Annotated in this window: 11 protein-coding genes, 1 tRNA gene and 1 pseudogene; 11 read left to right on the top strand and 2 right to left on the bottom strand. The window is 72.1% G+C overall.

Features of this window, described 5'->3' with window-relative positions; all coding sequences use genetic code 11:
* The first annotated feature begins 21 nt into the window (after nt 1–21).
* The 5 genes and pseudogenes from OV079_RS40140 to OV079_RS40125 all read left to right on the top strand — a co-directional run bounded on the left by OV079_RS40140 (nt 22) and on the right by OV079_RS40125 (nt 6,054).
* The gene (locus OV079_RS40140) at nt 22–594 is read left to right on the top strand and encodes a Uma2 family endonuclease (protein ID WP_267774962.1); all 573 of its coding nucleotides are present in this window, start codon (nt 22–24) and stop codon (nt 592–594) included.
* 716 nt (nt 595–1,310) lie between these two features.
* Nucleotides 1,311–2,213, top strand: coding sequence for a hypothetical protein (locus tag OV079_RS40135; protein ID WP_267774961.1), 903 nt, complete (start codon nt 1,311–1,313; stop codon nt 2,211–2,213).
* 167 nt (nt 2,214–2,380) lie between these two features.
* Nucleotides 2,381–3,073, top strand: a pseudogene (locus OV079_RS59425) (DUF255 domain-containing protein); the annotation flags it as partial.
* Between the two features lie 293 nt (nt 3,074–3,366).
* Complete coding sequence (locus OV079_RS40130; protein WP_267774960.1) at nt 3,367–4,497, top strand: YyaL domain-containing protein; 1,131 nt, start codon at nt 3,367–3,369, stop codon at nt 4,495–4,497.
* Nucleotides 4,498–5,007: 510 nt separating this feature from the next.
* On the top strand, nt 5,008–6,054 hold the full coding sequence (locus tag OV079_RS40125) for a pectin acetylesterase-family hydrolase (RefSeq protein ID WP_267774958.1): 1,047 nt from the start codon (nt 5,008–5,010) through the stop codon (nt 6,052–6,054).
* Between the two features lie 353 nt (nt 6,055–6,407).
* Here the strand turns inward: OV079_RS40125 and OV079_RS40120 are convergent.
* Nucleotides 6,408–6,480, bottom strand: a tRNA-Phe gene (locus tag OV079_RS40120).
* Between the two features lie 316 nt (nt 6,481–6,796).
* Nucleotides 6,797–8,200: a sigma 54-interacting transcriptional regulator gene (locus OV079_RS40115; protein WP_267774956.1), complete on the bottom strand. Its 1,404-nt coding sequence runs from the start codon at nt 8,198–8,200 to the stop codon at nt 6,797–6,799.
* A 175-nt stretch (nt 8,201–8,375) separates the two neighbouring features.
* Here OV079_RS40115 and OV079_RS40110 point away from each other — a divergent pair, with 175 nt between their 5' ends.
* The 6 genes from OV079_RS40110 to OV079_RS40085 all read left to right on the top strand — a co-directional run bounded on the left by OV079_RS40110 (nt 8,376) and on the right by OV079_RS40085 (nt 15,749).
* Nucleotides 8,376–9,293 (top strand): tetratricopeptide repeat protein, encoded by a 918-nt coding sequence (locus tag OV079_RS40110; protein ID WP_267774955.1) that lies wholly within the window; start codon nt 8,376–8,378, stop codon nt 9,291–9,293.
* A 278-nt stretch (nt 9,294–9,571) separates the two neighbouring features.
* The gene (locus tag OV079_RS40105; RefSeq protein WP_267774954.1) at nt 9,572–11,311 is read left to right on the top strand and encodes a hypothetical protein; all 1,740 of its coding nucleotides are present in this window, start codon (nt 9,572–9,574) and stop codon (nt 11,309–11,311) included.
* 184 nt (nt 11,312–11,495) lie between these two features.
* Nucleotides 11,496–12,260: a hypothetical protein gene (locus OV079_RS40100; RefSeq protein ID WP_267774953.1), complete on the top strand. Its 765-nt coding sequence runs from the start codon at nt 11,496–11,498 to the stop codon at nt 12,258–12,260.
* Between the two features lie 107 nt (nt 12,261–12,367).
* Complete coding sequence (locus OV079_RS40095; RefSeq protein WP_267774952.1) at nt 12,368–13,405, top strand: serine/threonine-protein kinase; 1,038 nt, start codon at nt 12,368–12,370, stop codon at nt 13,403–13,405.
* 17 nt (nt 13,406–13,422) lie between these two features.
* Nucleotides 13,423–13,854 (top strand): hypothetical protein, encoded by a 432-nt coding sequence (locus tag OV079_RS40090; RefSeq protein WP_267774951.1) that lies wholly within the window; start codon nt 13,423–13,425, stop codon nt 13,852–13,854.
* Between the two features lie 62 nt (nt 13,855–13,916).
* Nucleotides 13,917–15,749, top strand: coding sequence for a protein kinase (locus tag OV079_RS40085; RefSeq protein ID WP_267774950.1), 1,833 nt, complete (start codon nt 13,917–13,919; stop codon nt 15,747–15,749).
* Nucleotides 15,750–16,081: the final 332 nt, after the last annotated feature.

Here is a 16,081-nt window from a genome sequence, read left to right as displayed (position 1 = left end):
GACTTCCGCTAAGCTGCGATCATGCAGCCCGCTGCCCACGGCGCCACGCTCGCCGACCTGCTGACCGTCGCCGACGAGAAGCCCTACTACGAGCTCCTCGACGGCGAGCTGAGCCAAAAGTCCGCGCCGCTCTTCAGCCACGGCCGGGTGCAACCTCGCCTCGCCGGCCGGATCATCGCCCACTTCGGCGACGACGCCGCCGATGACGAGCCCGGCGGCTGGTGGATCGGCACCGAGGTCCACGTCGAGCTCGCGCCCGACATCGTCGTCCCCGACGTGGTCGGCTGGCGCATCGATCGCGTCCCGGAGCCGCCCACGGGCTTCCCGGTAAAAATCCGCCCCGACTGGATCTGCGAGGTCGTCTCGCCGTCGAGCCCGTCGCGCGACACGGTCCGCAAGCTCCGGATCTACCACCGCGCCGGCGTCCCGCACTACTGGATCGCCGACCCCGACCAGCAGACCCTCACCGTGTTCCGCTGGCAGCCCGAGGGCTACCTCGTGGTGCTCTCCGCCGAGCCGCCCGAACAAGTCCGCCCCGAGCCGTTCGACGCCGTCGAGTACAGCGTCGGCGCGCTGCTCGGCGTCGGCAAGTGACCCATCCAGTCCGCACCGCCGATTCAGCCCTCAGCCCGGCGGCGACGGACGTATTCGTTGGGCATGCGCTTCAACAATGTTGCATGGGACATGTTCTAAAGGACATGCTATGACCTGGCCTGACCGGTCCGCCATCGATCGGCGCCTTCGTCAGTAAGACGAGCCGGCGTCATCGTCGTTGCACTCGTTTCGCGCGGTGCGCCGATCACCGCTCCGCCGCAGCCACCGACCCACGCGGTGGAGGGCCCATGCCGTCCGGCGCTTCGAGTCCCCCGCGCGACGCCTCAGCGCGCGAGCCTCTCGGGCAGGTCCGTGAACGACCCCGCCCGCGGGTCGAAGCGCGGATGGAGGCGCAGCCAGAGCGCGACATCTTCAACATGCCTCAAAGGACATGTCACCAGCATCCGGTTCCGCGAGCCCCACAACCTCGGTCGTCGCCGCCGGGCATCGCCGCGGCCTGCCCGACCCCTCGGTGCGCGAGCCCCGGGTGCTCGCCTGGCCGCCCTCTCCCCCCACCGCGAGCGATCCGTCCGCGGGCCTCGCGTGAGGCGGGCGAGCGCGATCTTGCCGGGCTCGGCCGCGGGCCGGCGGCCGCGTGTGCGCCAGCGGGCTGGCTTCGCGTGTCGCGGGTGATAGCCTTCTCGGACCGCGATGTCGGCCTTTGCGCCGCGCCGCGCTTTGCGCGACCATCTCCAAGCGTCCTCGCCGGAGGTTCCGTGCGCCGAACCGTCGTCCTCACTGCTCTCGTCGCTCTCGCCCTGCCGGTCCGGGCCGCCCAGGCCGACGACGACTATCGCCCCTTCCGCCGCGGCACCATCTTGCCCAGCTTCTCGCTCGGCGGCTCCTTCTCGCGCAACTACGGCGGCTCCTTGCTCGTCGGCGCCGGCGCCAGCTACTTCGTCGCCGGTGGTTTCGCCGTCGGCTTGCACCTGCGCAACGTCACCACCTTTTACTCGCAGTACTTCAAAGAGCAGGTCGGCCCCGACATCTTCGCCAAGATCCCCACCAACGAGTTCAGCCTCACGCCCAGCCTCTTGTGGGTCATCTATCGCGGCGAGCGGGTCGCCCCGTACCTCTCCTTCGGCGTCGGCCCCGTGTTCCTCAACAAGCAGCGCGGCGTGATGGGCCAGTGGACCATCGGCCCCGGCGTCATGTTCCGCGCCGGCGGCTCCTTGTGGCTCGACCTCGGCATCGGCCTCGGCATGCGGTTCACGAAAGATCGCTGCCAGGAGGCCTACAATTACCTCGACCCGATCACCGACTACGCCTGCGGCTTCACCTGGGGCTTCCGCGCCGGCCTCGTGTTCGGCCTCGGCGGTCGCCGCCAGGCCTCGCCGCCCTCGCAGCCCTCGCCCCCGGCCCAATACACCCCGCCGCCCGCCTCGTCCTACCCGGCGCCGGCCCAACCTGTCCCGAACGCCAGCCCGCCGCCGACCCCCGCTGCCCCGGTCGAAGCTCCGCCCGAGGGTCCGCCGCAGCCCACGCCCCCGCCGACGCCGGTCGAGACGCCCTCGCCCGCAAATCCGCCCGCGGCCACGCCCCCGCCCGCGGCCACGCCGACCGAGACCTCCCCCGTCCCGCCGCCCGGCGAGAACCTGCCGGTCCCGCCGCCCGCCTGAGCCGGCCGCTCGCGACTCACGAGCCCGCCTTCACCGGGACTGCAGCCGCGCCGCGCGCCTGCGCTCCCCCATGGCGAGAACCTGCGGGCCTCGCCGCCCGTCGCCCGCTCGCGCCCCGCCTGTGCTTCCCCCGGGCTTGCGAGCCTCGCCGCCCATCGCCCTCTCGCGTGCTACCTCGGGGCCTGCGAGCCTCGCCACCCATCGCCCTCTCGCGTGCTCCCCTGGGCCTGCGAGCCTCGCCACCCATCGCCCTCTCGCGTGCTCTCCCGGGCCTGCGAGCTTCCGCGCCCATTGCCCTCTCGCGCTCCGCCTGTGCTTCGCCCGGGCCCGCGAGCTTCGCCGCTCGCGCCGCCTCCGTGACGCTCCGCGCCCTCTCGCGCCGCGCCCGTGATTCGCCGATCCTGGCGGCCTTGATCCGCCCCCTCGCGCCCCGCGTAACCTCGCCCGTGCCCGCCCGCCTCGCCGTCGCGCTCGCAGCCTCGCTCCTGTCCTTCGGGACATCTTGTCAAAAGAAGCAGCCCGCCGCCCCGCCGACCGCTCCGGCCGCGCACGCCGAGACCGCCTGGCGCGGCTGGGAGCCGGCCGTGTTCGCCGCCGCGAAGTCGGAGCGCAAGATCATCCTCGTCGACGTCATCGCCAGCTGGTGTCACTGGTGTCACGTCATGGACGAGGAGACCTACGCCGACCCCGAGGTCGCCGCCCTGCTCGCCGAGCACTTCGTCGCCATCCGCGTCGACAGCGACGCTCGACCCGACGTCGCCGAGCGCTACGCCGACTGGGGCTGGCCTGCGACCGCCATCCTCACCAGCGACGCCCGCCCCGTGCTCGAGCTGCGCGGCTACCAGGACCCGCGCGAGTTCGCCGCCCTGCTGCGCCGGCTCGTCGCCGATCAGAAGGCCGGCAAGCTCACCGGTCGCGTCGCCCTGCCTGCCCCCCGCCGCGCGGCGGCGACCTCCTCGACCTGCGGAAGATCGCCAGCGACCAGCTCGACCGCACCTGGGACGACGACCAAGCCGGCTGGGGTCGCAAACAGAAGTACCCGCTGGCCGCCAACAACGAGTACAGCCTGCTGCGCGCCTACCTGTACCAAGAGACAGCCTGGCAGGAGCGCGGCCTCCTCGTCCTCGATCGCCAGCGCAACCTCATCGACCCCGTGTGGGGCGGCATGTACCAGTACAGCGTCCACGGCGTGTGGACCGACCCGCACTTCGAGAAGATCGCCCCCATCCAAGCCGGCGCGCTCGAGAGCTACGCCCTCGCCTACCGGCGCACCCGCGACCCCAAGTGGCGCGCCGCCGCCGGCGACATCGCCCGCTACCTCCTGCAGTTCTGGCGCGACCCCGACGGCGGCTTCTACACCAGCCAGGACGCCGACCTGCGTCTTCCGACAGGTCGCAAAGAACCTGTCCTCGGGGACGAGTACTACGCCAAGGACGACGCCGCCCGCCGCGCCCTCGGCATCCCCGTCATCGACACCCACGTCTACGCCGACCGCAACGGCGCCATCCTGCGCGGCCTCCTCCTGCTCGACGCGGTCGCCCCCGACGAGGCTGCGCGGACCGCCGCGCTGCAGGCCGGCGAGCGATTGGTCCGGACCTGTCGCGACGACCGCGGCGGCTTCCGCCACGCCGAAGGCGACCGCGGCCTGCTCCACCTCAGCGACCAGGTCGAGGTCGGCCGCGGCCTGCTCGCGCTGTGGCGCAACACCGGCGACGCCAAGTGGCAGCAGCTCGCGCGCGACGTCGCCGACTTCTCGCTGCGCGAGCTCGCCGACCCTGCCGGAGGTTTCTACGCCCACACCGTCGACCCCGAGGCGACCGGCGCCTTCGCCGAGCGGCGCAAGCCGTTCGACGACAACGCGCGGATGGCCCGCTTCCTCCTCGAGCTCCACCGCGGCCTCGACCACGACGCCGACGACCTCCCCTACGCCAAGGCGGCCGAGCTGGCGATCCGATCGATCTCCCAGCCCGAGGCCGTGAAGGCCCAGATGCGCCAGGTCGGCGACTACCTGCTCGCCCTCGCCGAGCTCACCGCCACCCCGATCGACATCACCGTGGTCGGCCGCCCCGACGACCCGACCGCCCAGGCGCTCCTGCGAGCCGCCCTCGCCTACGACGAGCCGCGCGGCAACATCAGCCTCAGCGCCCCCGGCACCCGCTACCCCGATTTAAAAAAGGCGGCCGCCTACCTCTGCACCGACTCCGCCTGCTCGACCCCCATCACCGATCCCGGCCGCTTCGACAAGTCCGCCGAGGCCTTCCTGCGCGGCATCGCCCGCCCCTGAGCCGCGCCGACTTGCCGATCGCGGCAACTCGGGAGCATCGGCCTCGTCGACGGTGCTGCTCCTCGGCCCCCGCTGGCCTCGTCGACAGCGCTGTATCGCCGCGATCTGCGCCCGCCTGCCGAGCGCGGCAACACGGAACACCGGCCTCGCGGCTCGGCCCCCACCTGCGCCGCTTGCCGCTTTCGGCAACACGCAACACCGTCCCTGCCGAGGTGCGGCCTCTGCCCCGACCCCGTTCGCCTGCCGAGTGCGGCAGCGCGGAGACGACAGCCGCGGCGGTTGCCTGCTGCTGAAGTCCCCGTCACTGGGGTGCCCGTCCAGCACTTGAGCATGTTCAGAGCGGCGATGAGCCGCGGCCATGCGCTGCTGTTTCCGGCGAGGCCGAGGTCCGACCTTTGCCGATTGCGGCAACCCACCTGTCCGCTCCTCCTCCGCGCCCTGATGCGGACGCCCGCAGATCTAGGTCACGAGCCCCGGCATCCCTCACTAACTGTGGCTCCAGTTACAGTCGTGGGCGATGTTGCGCACTCGACCGCCCTTGATCGTCATCCTTCTGCTGAGCTCGGCCTGCGGAGATCCCGGGATTCCGTCGCCTCCGCGAGCGAAGCCAGCAGCACCGCCGACACCGGCACGGGCACCACCCCCGAAGCGCCTCCGACCGGCAGCACTGGGTCCACTTCCACCACCACCGACTCGGCCACCGGCGACGCGACCTCCGGCCTTCCCGACACCTCGACCTCCGGTCTTCCCGACTCCACGGGCGCAGACACCACGGACGGCACCACCGGCGACGAGCCCTCGCCGTGGGACGGCGAGCCCTTGCCGTCAGGGCCGCCCGGCAGTTGGTCGTGGGTCCCCTTCCCCGACTCCATGTGCCGCGATGGTTCGACCACCGGCATCGGCGTGCGCTACGGCGCCGGCGACGACCTCGTCATCTACTTCGAGGGCGGCGGCGCCTGCTTCAACTCGGACACCTGCGCCCTCAACGAGCTCTGGAAAAACTTCGGCGAGTTCAAGTTCGACGCCTGGGCTCTCGGCATCGGCCAGGGCGGCATCTTCGACGACGACCCGCAGAACCCGGTGCGCGACTGGAGCTTCATCTACGTCCCGTACTGCACCGGTGACGTCCACGCCGGCGACCGCGAGAACGTCGGCATCGACGGCGTCCTCGGGGCCCAGCAGTTCGTCGGCTACCGCAACGTCGCCGCCTACCTCGAGCGGCTCGTCCCGACCTTCCAAGATGCGGGCCACGTCCTCGTCACCGGCAGCAGCGCCGGCGGCTTCGGGGCCGCGCTCAACTACGACCGGATCGCCGAGGCCTTCCCGGGCAGCGCCGTCACCCTGCTCGACGACTCCGGCCCGCCGATGTCCGACCAGTACATGCCCGTGTGCATGCAGCTGTGGCGCGACCTCTTCAACTTCGACGCCACCCTGCCGGCCGACTGCGCCGACTGCTTCGGCGAAGACGGCGGGGGATCTCCAACCTCGCCACCTACCTCGGCGAGAAGTGGAGCGACCAGCGCCTGGCCCTGTTCTCGAGCGAACGGGACGGCGTGATCCGGACCTTCTTCGGCTACGGCCTCGAGGACTGCAGCGGCGGCAGCTACACCGGCGAGGCCTTCGAGGCCGGCCTGTACGAGCTGCGCGACGAGATCCTCGGCGAGGGCCCCGTGGGGCAGTTACTTCGTCCCCGGCACCGGCCACACGATCCTCTCCAGCCCCGACTTTTATTCGACCGAGGTCGGCGGCGTGCCGCTGACCGCGTGGATCGAGGCGCTCCTGGCCGGCGAAGCCAGCCACGTCAGCCCCTGACAATTATCAATCGGGGGCGCGGATCTCTCCGCGCCCTCGCGAATGCACACACTGGCGATCGCGCGATCGCAATGTGCATTCTTTCGCACGAAGGCGAATGCCCAGAGTTGGACTCGAACCAACCCCTCTCCGGCTTCAGCGGAGTGCTTCCACCCGGTTAGCTTTCTGGGCGCTGATACGCACCGCTGCGACGGCCTGCTCGCGCGGACTCGCAATCACGCGTAATCGCGTGGACGAGCCGGGGACAGGCCGGAGCGCACGCCAGGGCGGCTCCGGGGCTCGGAGCCGACCTGGCTACATAAACAGCGCCAGCGGCAGGGACTGCGCAATCGCGACCTGGCGCGCGGCGCGGAGCCGCGGGCGAGGGTCGAGCTGTCGGGTCGCCTGCATGGTGAAGAGAGGTATAGAACGACCAGCCGCGAATGTCAACAGTACGCCCGGCACAATCGTGCTTTCGCCACCCGCCTCGCGCGGGAGCGCCCGCCCGTCACGGCTCCTCGGCCGCGTCCTCCATCGCATGGCGGTACAGCCCGAGGCGCTTGAGCGCCTTGACGAACCCGCTGCGGTCCATCCCGGCGAGCTCGGCGGCGCGACCGATCCACCCGCGCCGGGCCCCGACCCGCTGCATCAGCGCCTTGAAGTACTCGCGCTGGAACCCGACCTGCGCCTCGTCCCAGCGCAGCGACAGCAGCGGGCTGGCGTCGAGCTGGTCGCGGCGCGTGATCCCGCCGGGGCCGAGGTGGAGGTCGCGCGCGTCGATCGTCGGCCCGCGCGTCAGCTGGGCCGCGCACTCGATCACCTGCTTGAGCTGACGGACGTTGCCCGGCCACGGCGCCGCGCGCAGGGCCTGGTGCGCCGCCGCGGTGAGCTGCTTCGGCGGCGTCCCGAGCGACTCGCCCATCGCCCGCAAGAACCGCTCGGCCAGCAGGATCACGTCGTCGCCGCGCTCGCTCAGGCTCGGCAGCTCGACGTGCTTGCCGTAGATGCGGAAGTACAGGTCGCTGCGGAACCGGCCCTCGCTGACCATCTTCTGCAGGTCGCGGTTGGTCGCGCAGATCACCCGCACGTCGACCTTGCGCAGCTTGTTGCGCTCGTTGAAGCGCGCCACCTCGCCGCGCTCGAGCACCCGCAAGAGCTTCGGCTGGAGGTCGAGCGGCAGCTCGCCGAGCTCGTCGAGGAACAGCGTGCCGCGGTGCGCCTGCTCGAACACCCCCGGCTGCTCCGGCGCCGCGTGGGTGAACGCCCCGCGGCCGTAGCCGAGCACGATCGCCTCCGCCAGCTCGCGCGGCAGCGTGCTGCAGTCGAGCACCACGAACGGGTGCTGCGCCCGCTCCGACAGGTCGTGCAGCCCGCGCGCCACCAGCTCCTTGCCGGTGCCCGTCTCGCCGGTGATGAGCACCCGCAGCGCGCTCGACGGCATCGCCGCCACGCGCTCCAGCTCGTCGAACAGCTCGCGCATCTCGGGGCACCAGCCGTACAGCTCGCCGAAGTGGTCCTTGGCCGACAGCGGCACCACCACGCGCTCGGCGGCGGTCAGCTGCAGCGCCGTCGCGCCGACGCGGAACACCGTGTCGAGCTCGATGATCGCCTCGCGCACCCGCACCTCGTGGACGTACACCCCGTTGGTGCTGTCGAGGTCGCGCAGCACCGCCCCGACCGGTTCGAAATGCAGCGAGAAGTGGACCCCGCTGACCTGGTCGTCGTCGCGGAGGACGACGTGGCAGGTCTCGCTGCGGCCGCCGCGGATCTGCTGCCCCCGGCCGATCGGGACCTGCACCACCCGGCCGGCGTCGGGCCCGCTCAGCACCTTGAGGCTGACGCGGCCCAGGCGTTCGTAGCCGACGGTGCCGCGGGCGACCGCGCGCGTCGGGGTGTCGTCCTCCGGCTCCATCTTCGATCGATCGCACGGCCCGCCGCGGACTGTCAAACACCGCAATGCGCCCCCAGTCCGCAAAGCGGCCTGAAGTCCGCGGAACCGCGGTCACACGTCGCCGGCAACCCGTTGATTTTCATCGGCGCGAGGCCGCGGCGCATCGATTGCTCCCTGGGATGGGAGCGAGGACCCGATGCTGCACTTCTACGCCGACGACGCCGCCGACGACGTCTCTCCGACCCTCTTCTTCTCCCCCGTCTCCGCCCCGGTGGCCGACCCCGATTCGCGGGTCGACGCGCGCGACGCCGACGCCCTCGCGCTCGCCGAGCGCCTGGGCCAGGTCGCCCTGAGCAACCGCGACCTCGTCGCCGCCGAGCAGCACTTCCGCGGCGCCCTGCAGCTGCGCCAGCGCTGCGGCGGCGTGGCCCGGCTCGGCCTGCCGCAGGCGTTTGGGCGGCTCGGCGTGGTCGCCGTCCACCGCGGCGACCTCTCGCAGGCCGAGGCGCTGTTCGAGCTCGGCCTCGAGCTCGCGCGGGCGCTGCGGCCCACCCTCGGCCTCGAGGACGCGGTCCTCCTGCACAACCTCGGCTTCGTCGCCCGCCGCCGCGGCCAGCTGCAGGAGGCCGAGACCCACTTCCTCGGCGCCCTGGCGATCAAGGTGCGCGTCCTCGGCTGGGCCCACGCCACGGTCGCCACCACCCTGACCAGCCTCGGCTCCGTCCTGCTGCGGCTGCGGCGGGCCGCCGAGGCGCTGACCCACCTCGAGCGGGCGCTGCAGATCTTCGACGGCTGCAGCGGCGAGGCCGGGCCCGCGCTCGCGCTGGTGCGGATGACCCGCGGCCAGGCCCAGCTCCAGCTCGGCCAGCGCGACGCCGCCGAGCGCAGCTTCGTCGACGCCCTCGCGGTCGTCGCCTCGACCCCCGCCCCGGCCGCCCTGCTCGCCCGCGGCCACTTCCTCCTCGCCCGCGCCCTCTGGCCGCGCGATCCCGCGGCCGCCCGCGCCAGCGCCCTCGCGGCCCGCCGGTGCGTCCTCGGCGACCGCCGCAGCCGCCCGGACCGCGTCCACGTCATCGACGAGTGGCTGGCCGCCCACCCCGAGCCGACAGCCTGACCTGTCCTTTCATTCATGTCCCCAAATATGCGGCCCCCGACCGGCGCCACCGCGTGACCTGTCCTTTCGTTCCTATCCCCCGGCACCTCGACCGCCGGCCCGACCGGCGCCACCGCACGACCTGTCCCTTCGATCATGTCTCAAAAGTAACCTCGGCCACCGGCGACTCACTCCCCCTGGCCCGAGACCTGTCCTTTCTTACCTGTCTCGAAGATTTTCCGGCCGATGCTCGCCCGACCGCCGGCCTGTCCCTTCATTCCTGTCCCGAAGGAGTTCCCATGATCCGCCCGCTCGCCCGCGTCTCGTCCTTGCTGCTCCTCGCCGCCGCCTGCAACCTGCCGACGCCGCCCGCCGGCGAGGGCGGCGACACCTCCGGCGCCGCCGACGACCCCGGCCTCGTCACCCCCGAGTGCATCGAGACCCGCGCCGCCACCGAGGGCATCTTGCGGGCCCGCTGCGGCGCCTGCCACGACGGCGGCCAGACCCAGGGCAAGTTCGGCGGCGTCAGCGACCTCGACGGCCTCATCGCCGACGGCTACGTCGTGCGGGGCGCCGCCGCCGACTCCCTGCTGTTCCAGCGGATCGCCCGCGGCGAGATGCCCGTCGGCGCCGACGACCTGCCGGCCGACGAGCAGGCCACGATCGAGCGCTGGATCGACGTGTGCACCCCCGCCGAGGAGGCGGCCGAGGACGTCGAGCTCACGCAGAAGCCCGGCTGCCTCGACAACGAGTTCGTCGTCCACGACGACGTGCTCGCCGAGATCCTCGCCGACCTCACCCTGCTCGACTCGGCGCGCCAGCGGACCACCCGCTACGTCACCTTCGCCCACCTCCACAGCGCCGGCTTCTGCGAGGAGCAGCTCGAGGGCTACCGCCACGCCTTCGCCAAGCTGATAAACCACCTCTCGCTCGCGCCGACCATCCGCGTGCCCGAGGCGATCGACGAGGCCCGCACGATCTACCGCATCGACCTCGTCGACTACGGCTGGACCGCCGACACCTGGGCCCAGATCACCGCCGCCGACCCGTACGCGATCGCCTTCCGCTCCGACGACGCGCGGAAGATCCAGCAAGCCGCCGAGGTCGAGCTGTTCTCGGTCAAGGGCGACTGGTTCATCGAGGCCGCCTCGCAGCCGCCGCTCTACCACACCGTCCTCGGCATCCCGGGCACCCGCGCCGAGCTCGAGGGCGAGCTCGGCGTCGACGTCGACGCCAACATCCTCGCGGAGCTCGAGCTCGACCACGACGAGGTGCTGCGCGCCGGCTTCCGCGACTCGAAGGTCTCGCGGTCCAACCGGGTGATCGAGCGTCACCAGGTCCCGAGCGCCGATTACCGCGCCTACTGGCTCAGCTACGACTTCGCCGACAACGAGGACGAGAAGGACATCATCGTCCGACCGCTCGACTTCGTCGAGGACGGCGGCGAGATCATCTTCACCCTGCCCAACGGTCTCCAGGGCTACATGATCGTCGACGGCGCCGGCGCTCGCATCGATCGCGCCCCGATCGCCATCGTCCACGACGGCGAGGTCTCCGAGGAGCCCGAGGTCATCAACGGCCTCAGCTGCATGAGCTGTCACAGCGAGGGCATGCGACGCGCCACCGACGAGATCCGCGCCTACGCCGAGAGCAACACCGTCTTCGACGCCGCCCAGCAGGAGCAGATCGCCAAGCTCTACGCGCCGCAGGACGTGTTCGACCGGGCACAGCAGCGCGACATCGAGACCTTCGCCGCCAGCCTGGCGAAGACCGGCTCGGCCGGGCGAGTCGGCGGCTACGAACCCGTCATGGCCGCCCACATCGCCTTCGAGCTCGACGTCGACCTGCGCCGCGCCGCCGCCGAGTTCGGCATCTCCCGCGACGAGCTGCTCAAGAACCTGAGCCGCCTCGAGGGCCTGGTCGGCCTCGACCGCAGCACCCTCCGCCGCGACGCCTTCGAGAACGGCTTCGCCGCCGCCGCCTGCGTCCTCAAGCTCGGCAGCACCCGCGAGTGCCCCGAAGGCATCGATCCCGGGTGATGCGTCGCACCGATCTTTCCTCCCGCTCCGGAGAACCAATCATGTCCATCCTGCTCTCGCTGCTCCTCTGCCTCGCCCCCGCCGACGACTGGCCGCGTCCCCCGGCGAAGACGGCCCCACCGGCCGCCGCCCCGGCCGATGCCGCGACCCCGGACCCGGCGCCCCGGCCCCGCGCCAGGCGCTCGTGTGCAAAAAGAAGGGCCGCTGCGGCCCGCGTCACTCGCAAGACCCGCGCGCGCCGCAGATCGACCCGCGCCTCGTCGAGGCCGCGGCCCGGCGTGATCGACTGCTCACCGTCAGCGCCGAGATGGTCGCGGCCGGGCGCACCGTCGACGCCGCCGAGCTGGTGCGCGGCGCCGCCGAAGCGCTCGGCGATCCCGTCCTCTTCCTCGCCGCCGCCGACCTCCAGCTCGTCGACGACCGCGCCGGAGCGCGCCAGCTCGACACCGCCGGGGCCCTCGCGGACAGGGCGCGAAAGGCCGCCCAGGCCCCCGAGCAGGCCCTGGTGCCCGCCGCGGTCGTGCCCCGCGTCCTCGACCTCGCCGGCCAGCTCGATCGCCGCGTGGAACAGCGTCGCGAACGGTTGCAGCTGCAACGTCGCGGCCGCGCCGAGCTCGCGGCCGGCGGCGTGTTCCTCGGCCTGGGCGTCGCCGGGGCCGCGCTGCTCGTCTCGGGGGCCACGCTCGCCGCGCGGGTCGACGCCGCGCAGACCGCCGATCCCGCCACCGACCCCGCCTATACCGCCGCCCTCGCGGAACGGCGTGACGGCGCCGAATCGATGCTCGCGGTCGGCCTCGTCGGCGGTCTCGCCGGCCTGGCGATCGGCGTCCCGCTGACCGTCGTCGGCGCCCGCGATCACAGGCGGTCGCGCAGCGGCGCCCGCCCGGAGCAGCCGCACCTGCGCATCGCCCCGGGCTTCGCCGGCCTCACCGTGTCCGGCCGCTTCTGACGCCGCGGGCGGCCCATGGACGGCCGTTGTGCCGCGACGCGATTTGACACCGTTGCGAACGGTGCAAAGGTTTCTCGAAGGGGCCATAAGCCGCGTATCGTGCGATCATGGCGGATGCATACCCAGCGCAGTATTTCGGCCGCTACCAGCTTTCGGGCCTGCTCGGCCAGGGCGGCATGGGCTCGGTCTATCTCGCCCAGCAGACCGGCCCGGGCGGGTTCCGCCGCGAGGTCGCGCTCAAGGTGATCCGCGTCGAGGAGCCGATGGGCGAGGACCTCCGGCTCATGCTGCTCGACGAGGCGCAGCTGACGGCGCTCGTCAATCACCCCAATGTCGTCACCGTCTACGAGGTCGGCGAACACGACGGGCGCCTGTTCGTCGCGCTCGAGCGGATCCACGGCATCAACCTCGTCAACCTGCTCCGGCGCGCCGGCACGCGGAAGTTGCCGCTGGCGGTCGCCGCCGCCCTGGTGGCCCAGGCCTGCGACGGCCTGCACGCGGCCCACGAGCTGCAGCAGGGCGGCCGCCCGCTCCACCTGATCCACCGCGACGTCTCGCTGTCCAACTTGATGCTCGACGAGCGCGGCCGGGTCCGCGTCATCGACTTCGGGATCGCCCGCGCCAACGTGCGCCGCGTCGCCACCGACCCCGCGATCGTCCGCGGCAACATCGCGTACATGGCCCCCGAGCAGCTCGCGGGCCAGGAGCTCGACCGCACCGTCGACGTCTACGCCGCCGCGCTGATCCTGTTCGAGCTGGCGACCGGCGTTCACCCGTTCAAGCGCGAGCAGTGGCGCGCCGCGGTGCCGCCGCTGCGCGGCCTGTGCCCCGAGGCTCCGCCCGCCCTCGGCGACCTCGTCGGCGCCTGCCTGGCGCTCGACCCCAAGCTGCGTCCGCGCTCGATCGACGCCCTCGGCGAGGCGCTGTGGACCTACGCGCGCAGCCGCGGCTGCGGCGGCCCCGAGGCCGTCGCCCGCCACTTCCACGAGCGCGGCGTCTCGCTCGCTCCGCCGCCGGTGCGCACGAGCGACGACCTGGGCCCGCGGGTCGGTCCCCGCCTCCGGCCGCCGGCGCCGAGCCCACGCGCATCGACCTCGCGCACACCCTCGAGCTCGAGCAGGAGCTGGCGACGGGGGAGCGGCTGACCCTGCGCACCACCAGCATGCCCATCACCGGCCGCGGCCCGCGTCGACTCGCGCTCTCCACCATCGAGGGCCTGTTGCCGGCGCCGCTGCTGGCGACTTGCGCAGGCGGCGCTCTATGCATTCATTGTGAGGGGGCCGTCGATCCGTCGACGCGGGCCTCGCTCTACGGCGACGCGCGTCAACCGAGCTCGCGCCGCGAGCGATTGCTGATCGGCGACGGGTCGGTGCCGCACGCCTTCGACGTCGGCCACCGGCGCCATCAGGTCCAGCGCATCGAGCCCCTCGTCGGCCTGCGCCAGGACGATCGATGGGTCGTCCGGATCGCACATCCTGCGCTCACCGTGATCGCCCCGCGCGACGCGCACCTGCTCGTCGTCCTGGTCGCGCATCACGAGCTGACGCGCTCGTACCACCTCGAATGCATCTGCATCGAACGCGGTCCCCGCTAGCGATTGCCCGTTCGGCACCTCGATCCATCCTCCGTCTCCCGCCTCGGAGCGCCGAGGTCCTCATGAACCAGCCAGCCCTCAGCCCCGTCGTCACGCTCCAGCGGTCTCGCCTCACCCTGCCGTCGCAGGTCGCGTACGATCTGGTGCGCGTCCCCCCGGGCAGCGGCGCGGGGCATCGGCCCAGCCTGCTCGGCTCCGGCCGGTTCGCCAAGGTCTTCGCCGCCCAGCAGACGATCGTCGGTCGCGAGTCGCGCAGCGTCGCCATCAAGGTGCTTCACGACCACGCCGACCGCCGGGCCGAATTGCTGTTCAGCCAGGAGGTCGCGCTCAACCGCGAGTTCGCCAGCGGCCCGCTGCAGGGCGTCGCGCCGATCCTCGACGTCATTCATCTAGGTCCGCTGGTGATGTGCGGCTGCGGCACGCTCTACCACCCGCGCTGCCCGCGGGGCTGCAACCTGCCGCTGCAGCGCTTCGACCCGCCCACGCGCGAGTTCCCGGCGCTCCGCTGCAGCAAGTGCGAGTACGAGCTCAGCGCCGAGTTCGTCCACCAGCGCGGGCACGAGCTCCACGGCCCGCGGGCCAAGCCGTGCTGCACCAACGACGACGACACCTTCGCCGGCGTCGGCACGATCGTCAACTTCGTCCTGCGCGAGGCGATGGTGATGGAGTCGCTCGACATGAGCCTCGGCGACTACGCGGCCTACCGCGAGAAGCAGCACGGGATCCCGCTGGGCGCCGGCGAGCGGGCGCTGCACTACTTCGGCATGCTGCCCCCGCGGTCGCGCCAGCGGATGATCGAGCAGAAGGTGCGGCTGCTCGAGAAGATCCACCTGATGGTGCAGATCGCCGAGGCCGTCGCCTGGCTGCACGGCGAGAAGAAGGTCGTGCACAAGGACCTCGCGCCCGACAACATCATGATCCGCCACGCCCCGGGCGACCTGCGCGGCGCCGCCTTCGCCGACGAGCCGCTGACGCGTCAGCTCGACCAGGCCGCCAACCTCTGCACCGAGATCTGCGTCATCGACTTCGGCCTGTCCGACAAGGAGACCCTGACGCGCTCGTGGTACGAGGACGCCGACACCAGCATGGCGACCACCAAGCTGCCGTATCTGTCGCCCGAGGCGCGGCATCGCCGGCAGGCGATCGGCTGCCAGCTCGACTTCGACGCCCCGCAGAGCCGCTTCCGCGTGCCCGACAGCCTCGAGCAGTCGGCCGCCTCGATCTACGAGCACGACCTGATCGCCGACCCGCACGATTACCTGCACGAGCGCGACATCGTCATCCAGAAGATCGACGGCCAGCCGGGCCACCGCCACGCCTATTTCAGCGGCACCCAGCCGAACACCAACGGCCGCCACCTCGAGATCGTGCGCCCCCTCGGCGAGGCCCACGACGTCTACGCCCTCGGCGCGATTTTTTATTACATCCTCACCGGCCGCCACGACCAGGTCGACGCGCTCAGCCACCTGGTCGGTTCGTTGCAGGATCAACCATGCCGCCTCGATCGCGTCAGCCTGTCGCGGCGCGACAACTACGGCAACCGCTGCAAGAGCATCCGCGAGCCGTTCTGGCGCGACGAGCTGATGCTGGTCATCCTCCGCGCGATGGTCCGCGGCCGCCCCGAGAGCTTCGTCCGCGACCGCACGGTCCGCGGCCCGCGGCCGGCCCAGCGCTTCCTCACCGAGCTGAAGCGGATCCAGCACGGCCTCATCGCCGAGGTGTTCGCCGAGCGCGGCCACGTCCGCGCGGCGTACGTCCGCTGCGCCGTCGCGGCGACGGTGATCGGCGCGCTGCTCGGCGGCGCGTGCAAGCTCAGTCGCTCGCAAGACCCGCCGCAGCCGCAGCCCAGCGTCAACGCCCCCGCCGAGACGGTCAAGGTCAACCCGGGCCGCTGAACGACAACGGCACCGCGGCGCTCTCTGGCGTCACCATGGAGCGACGCGGGTCTTTCCCATCGTCGACCTCGGCACGTGAGAGTCCTGTGGCGTCACGGCCGACTCAGTCGCCACGGCCGCGAAGTTAGCTCGACCACGCCGATCTGCCTGCGACCGACGAACCTCGCAGCCGACGCCCGCGGCCGACGTGCGTCCCCGCCGACTCAGTCGCGTGGCCTCGAGGTGGCTCGACCACGCCGATCTGCCTGCGACCGACGGACCTCACGACCGACGCCCGCGGCATCCGTCGCGCCTCTCACGAGCGCCCGCCCCGCGCCCCTGGCGGCGCCGCG

The sequence above is a fragment of the Nannocystis pusilla genome (assembly GCF_026626665.1).
GTDB classification, from domain to species: domain Bacteria; phylum Myxococcota_A; class Polyangia; order Nannocystales; family Nannocystaceae; genus Nannocystis; species Nannocystis pusilla.
The sequence above is the reverse complement of the archived record's forward strand: the minus strand, read 5'-3'. Positions and strand labels throughout refer to the sequence as shown.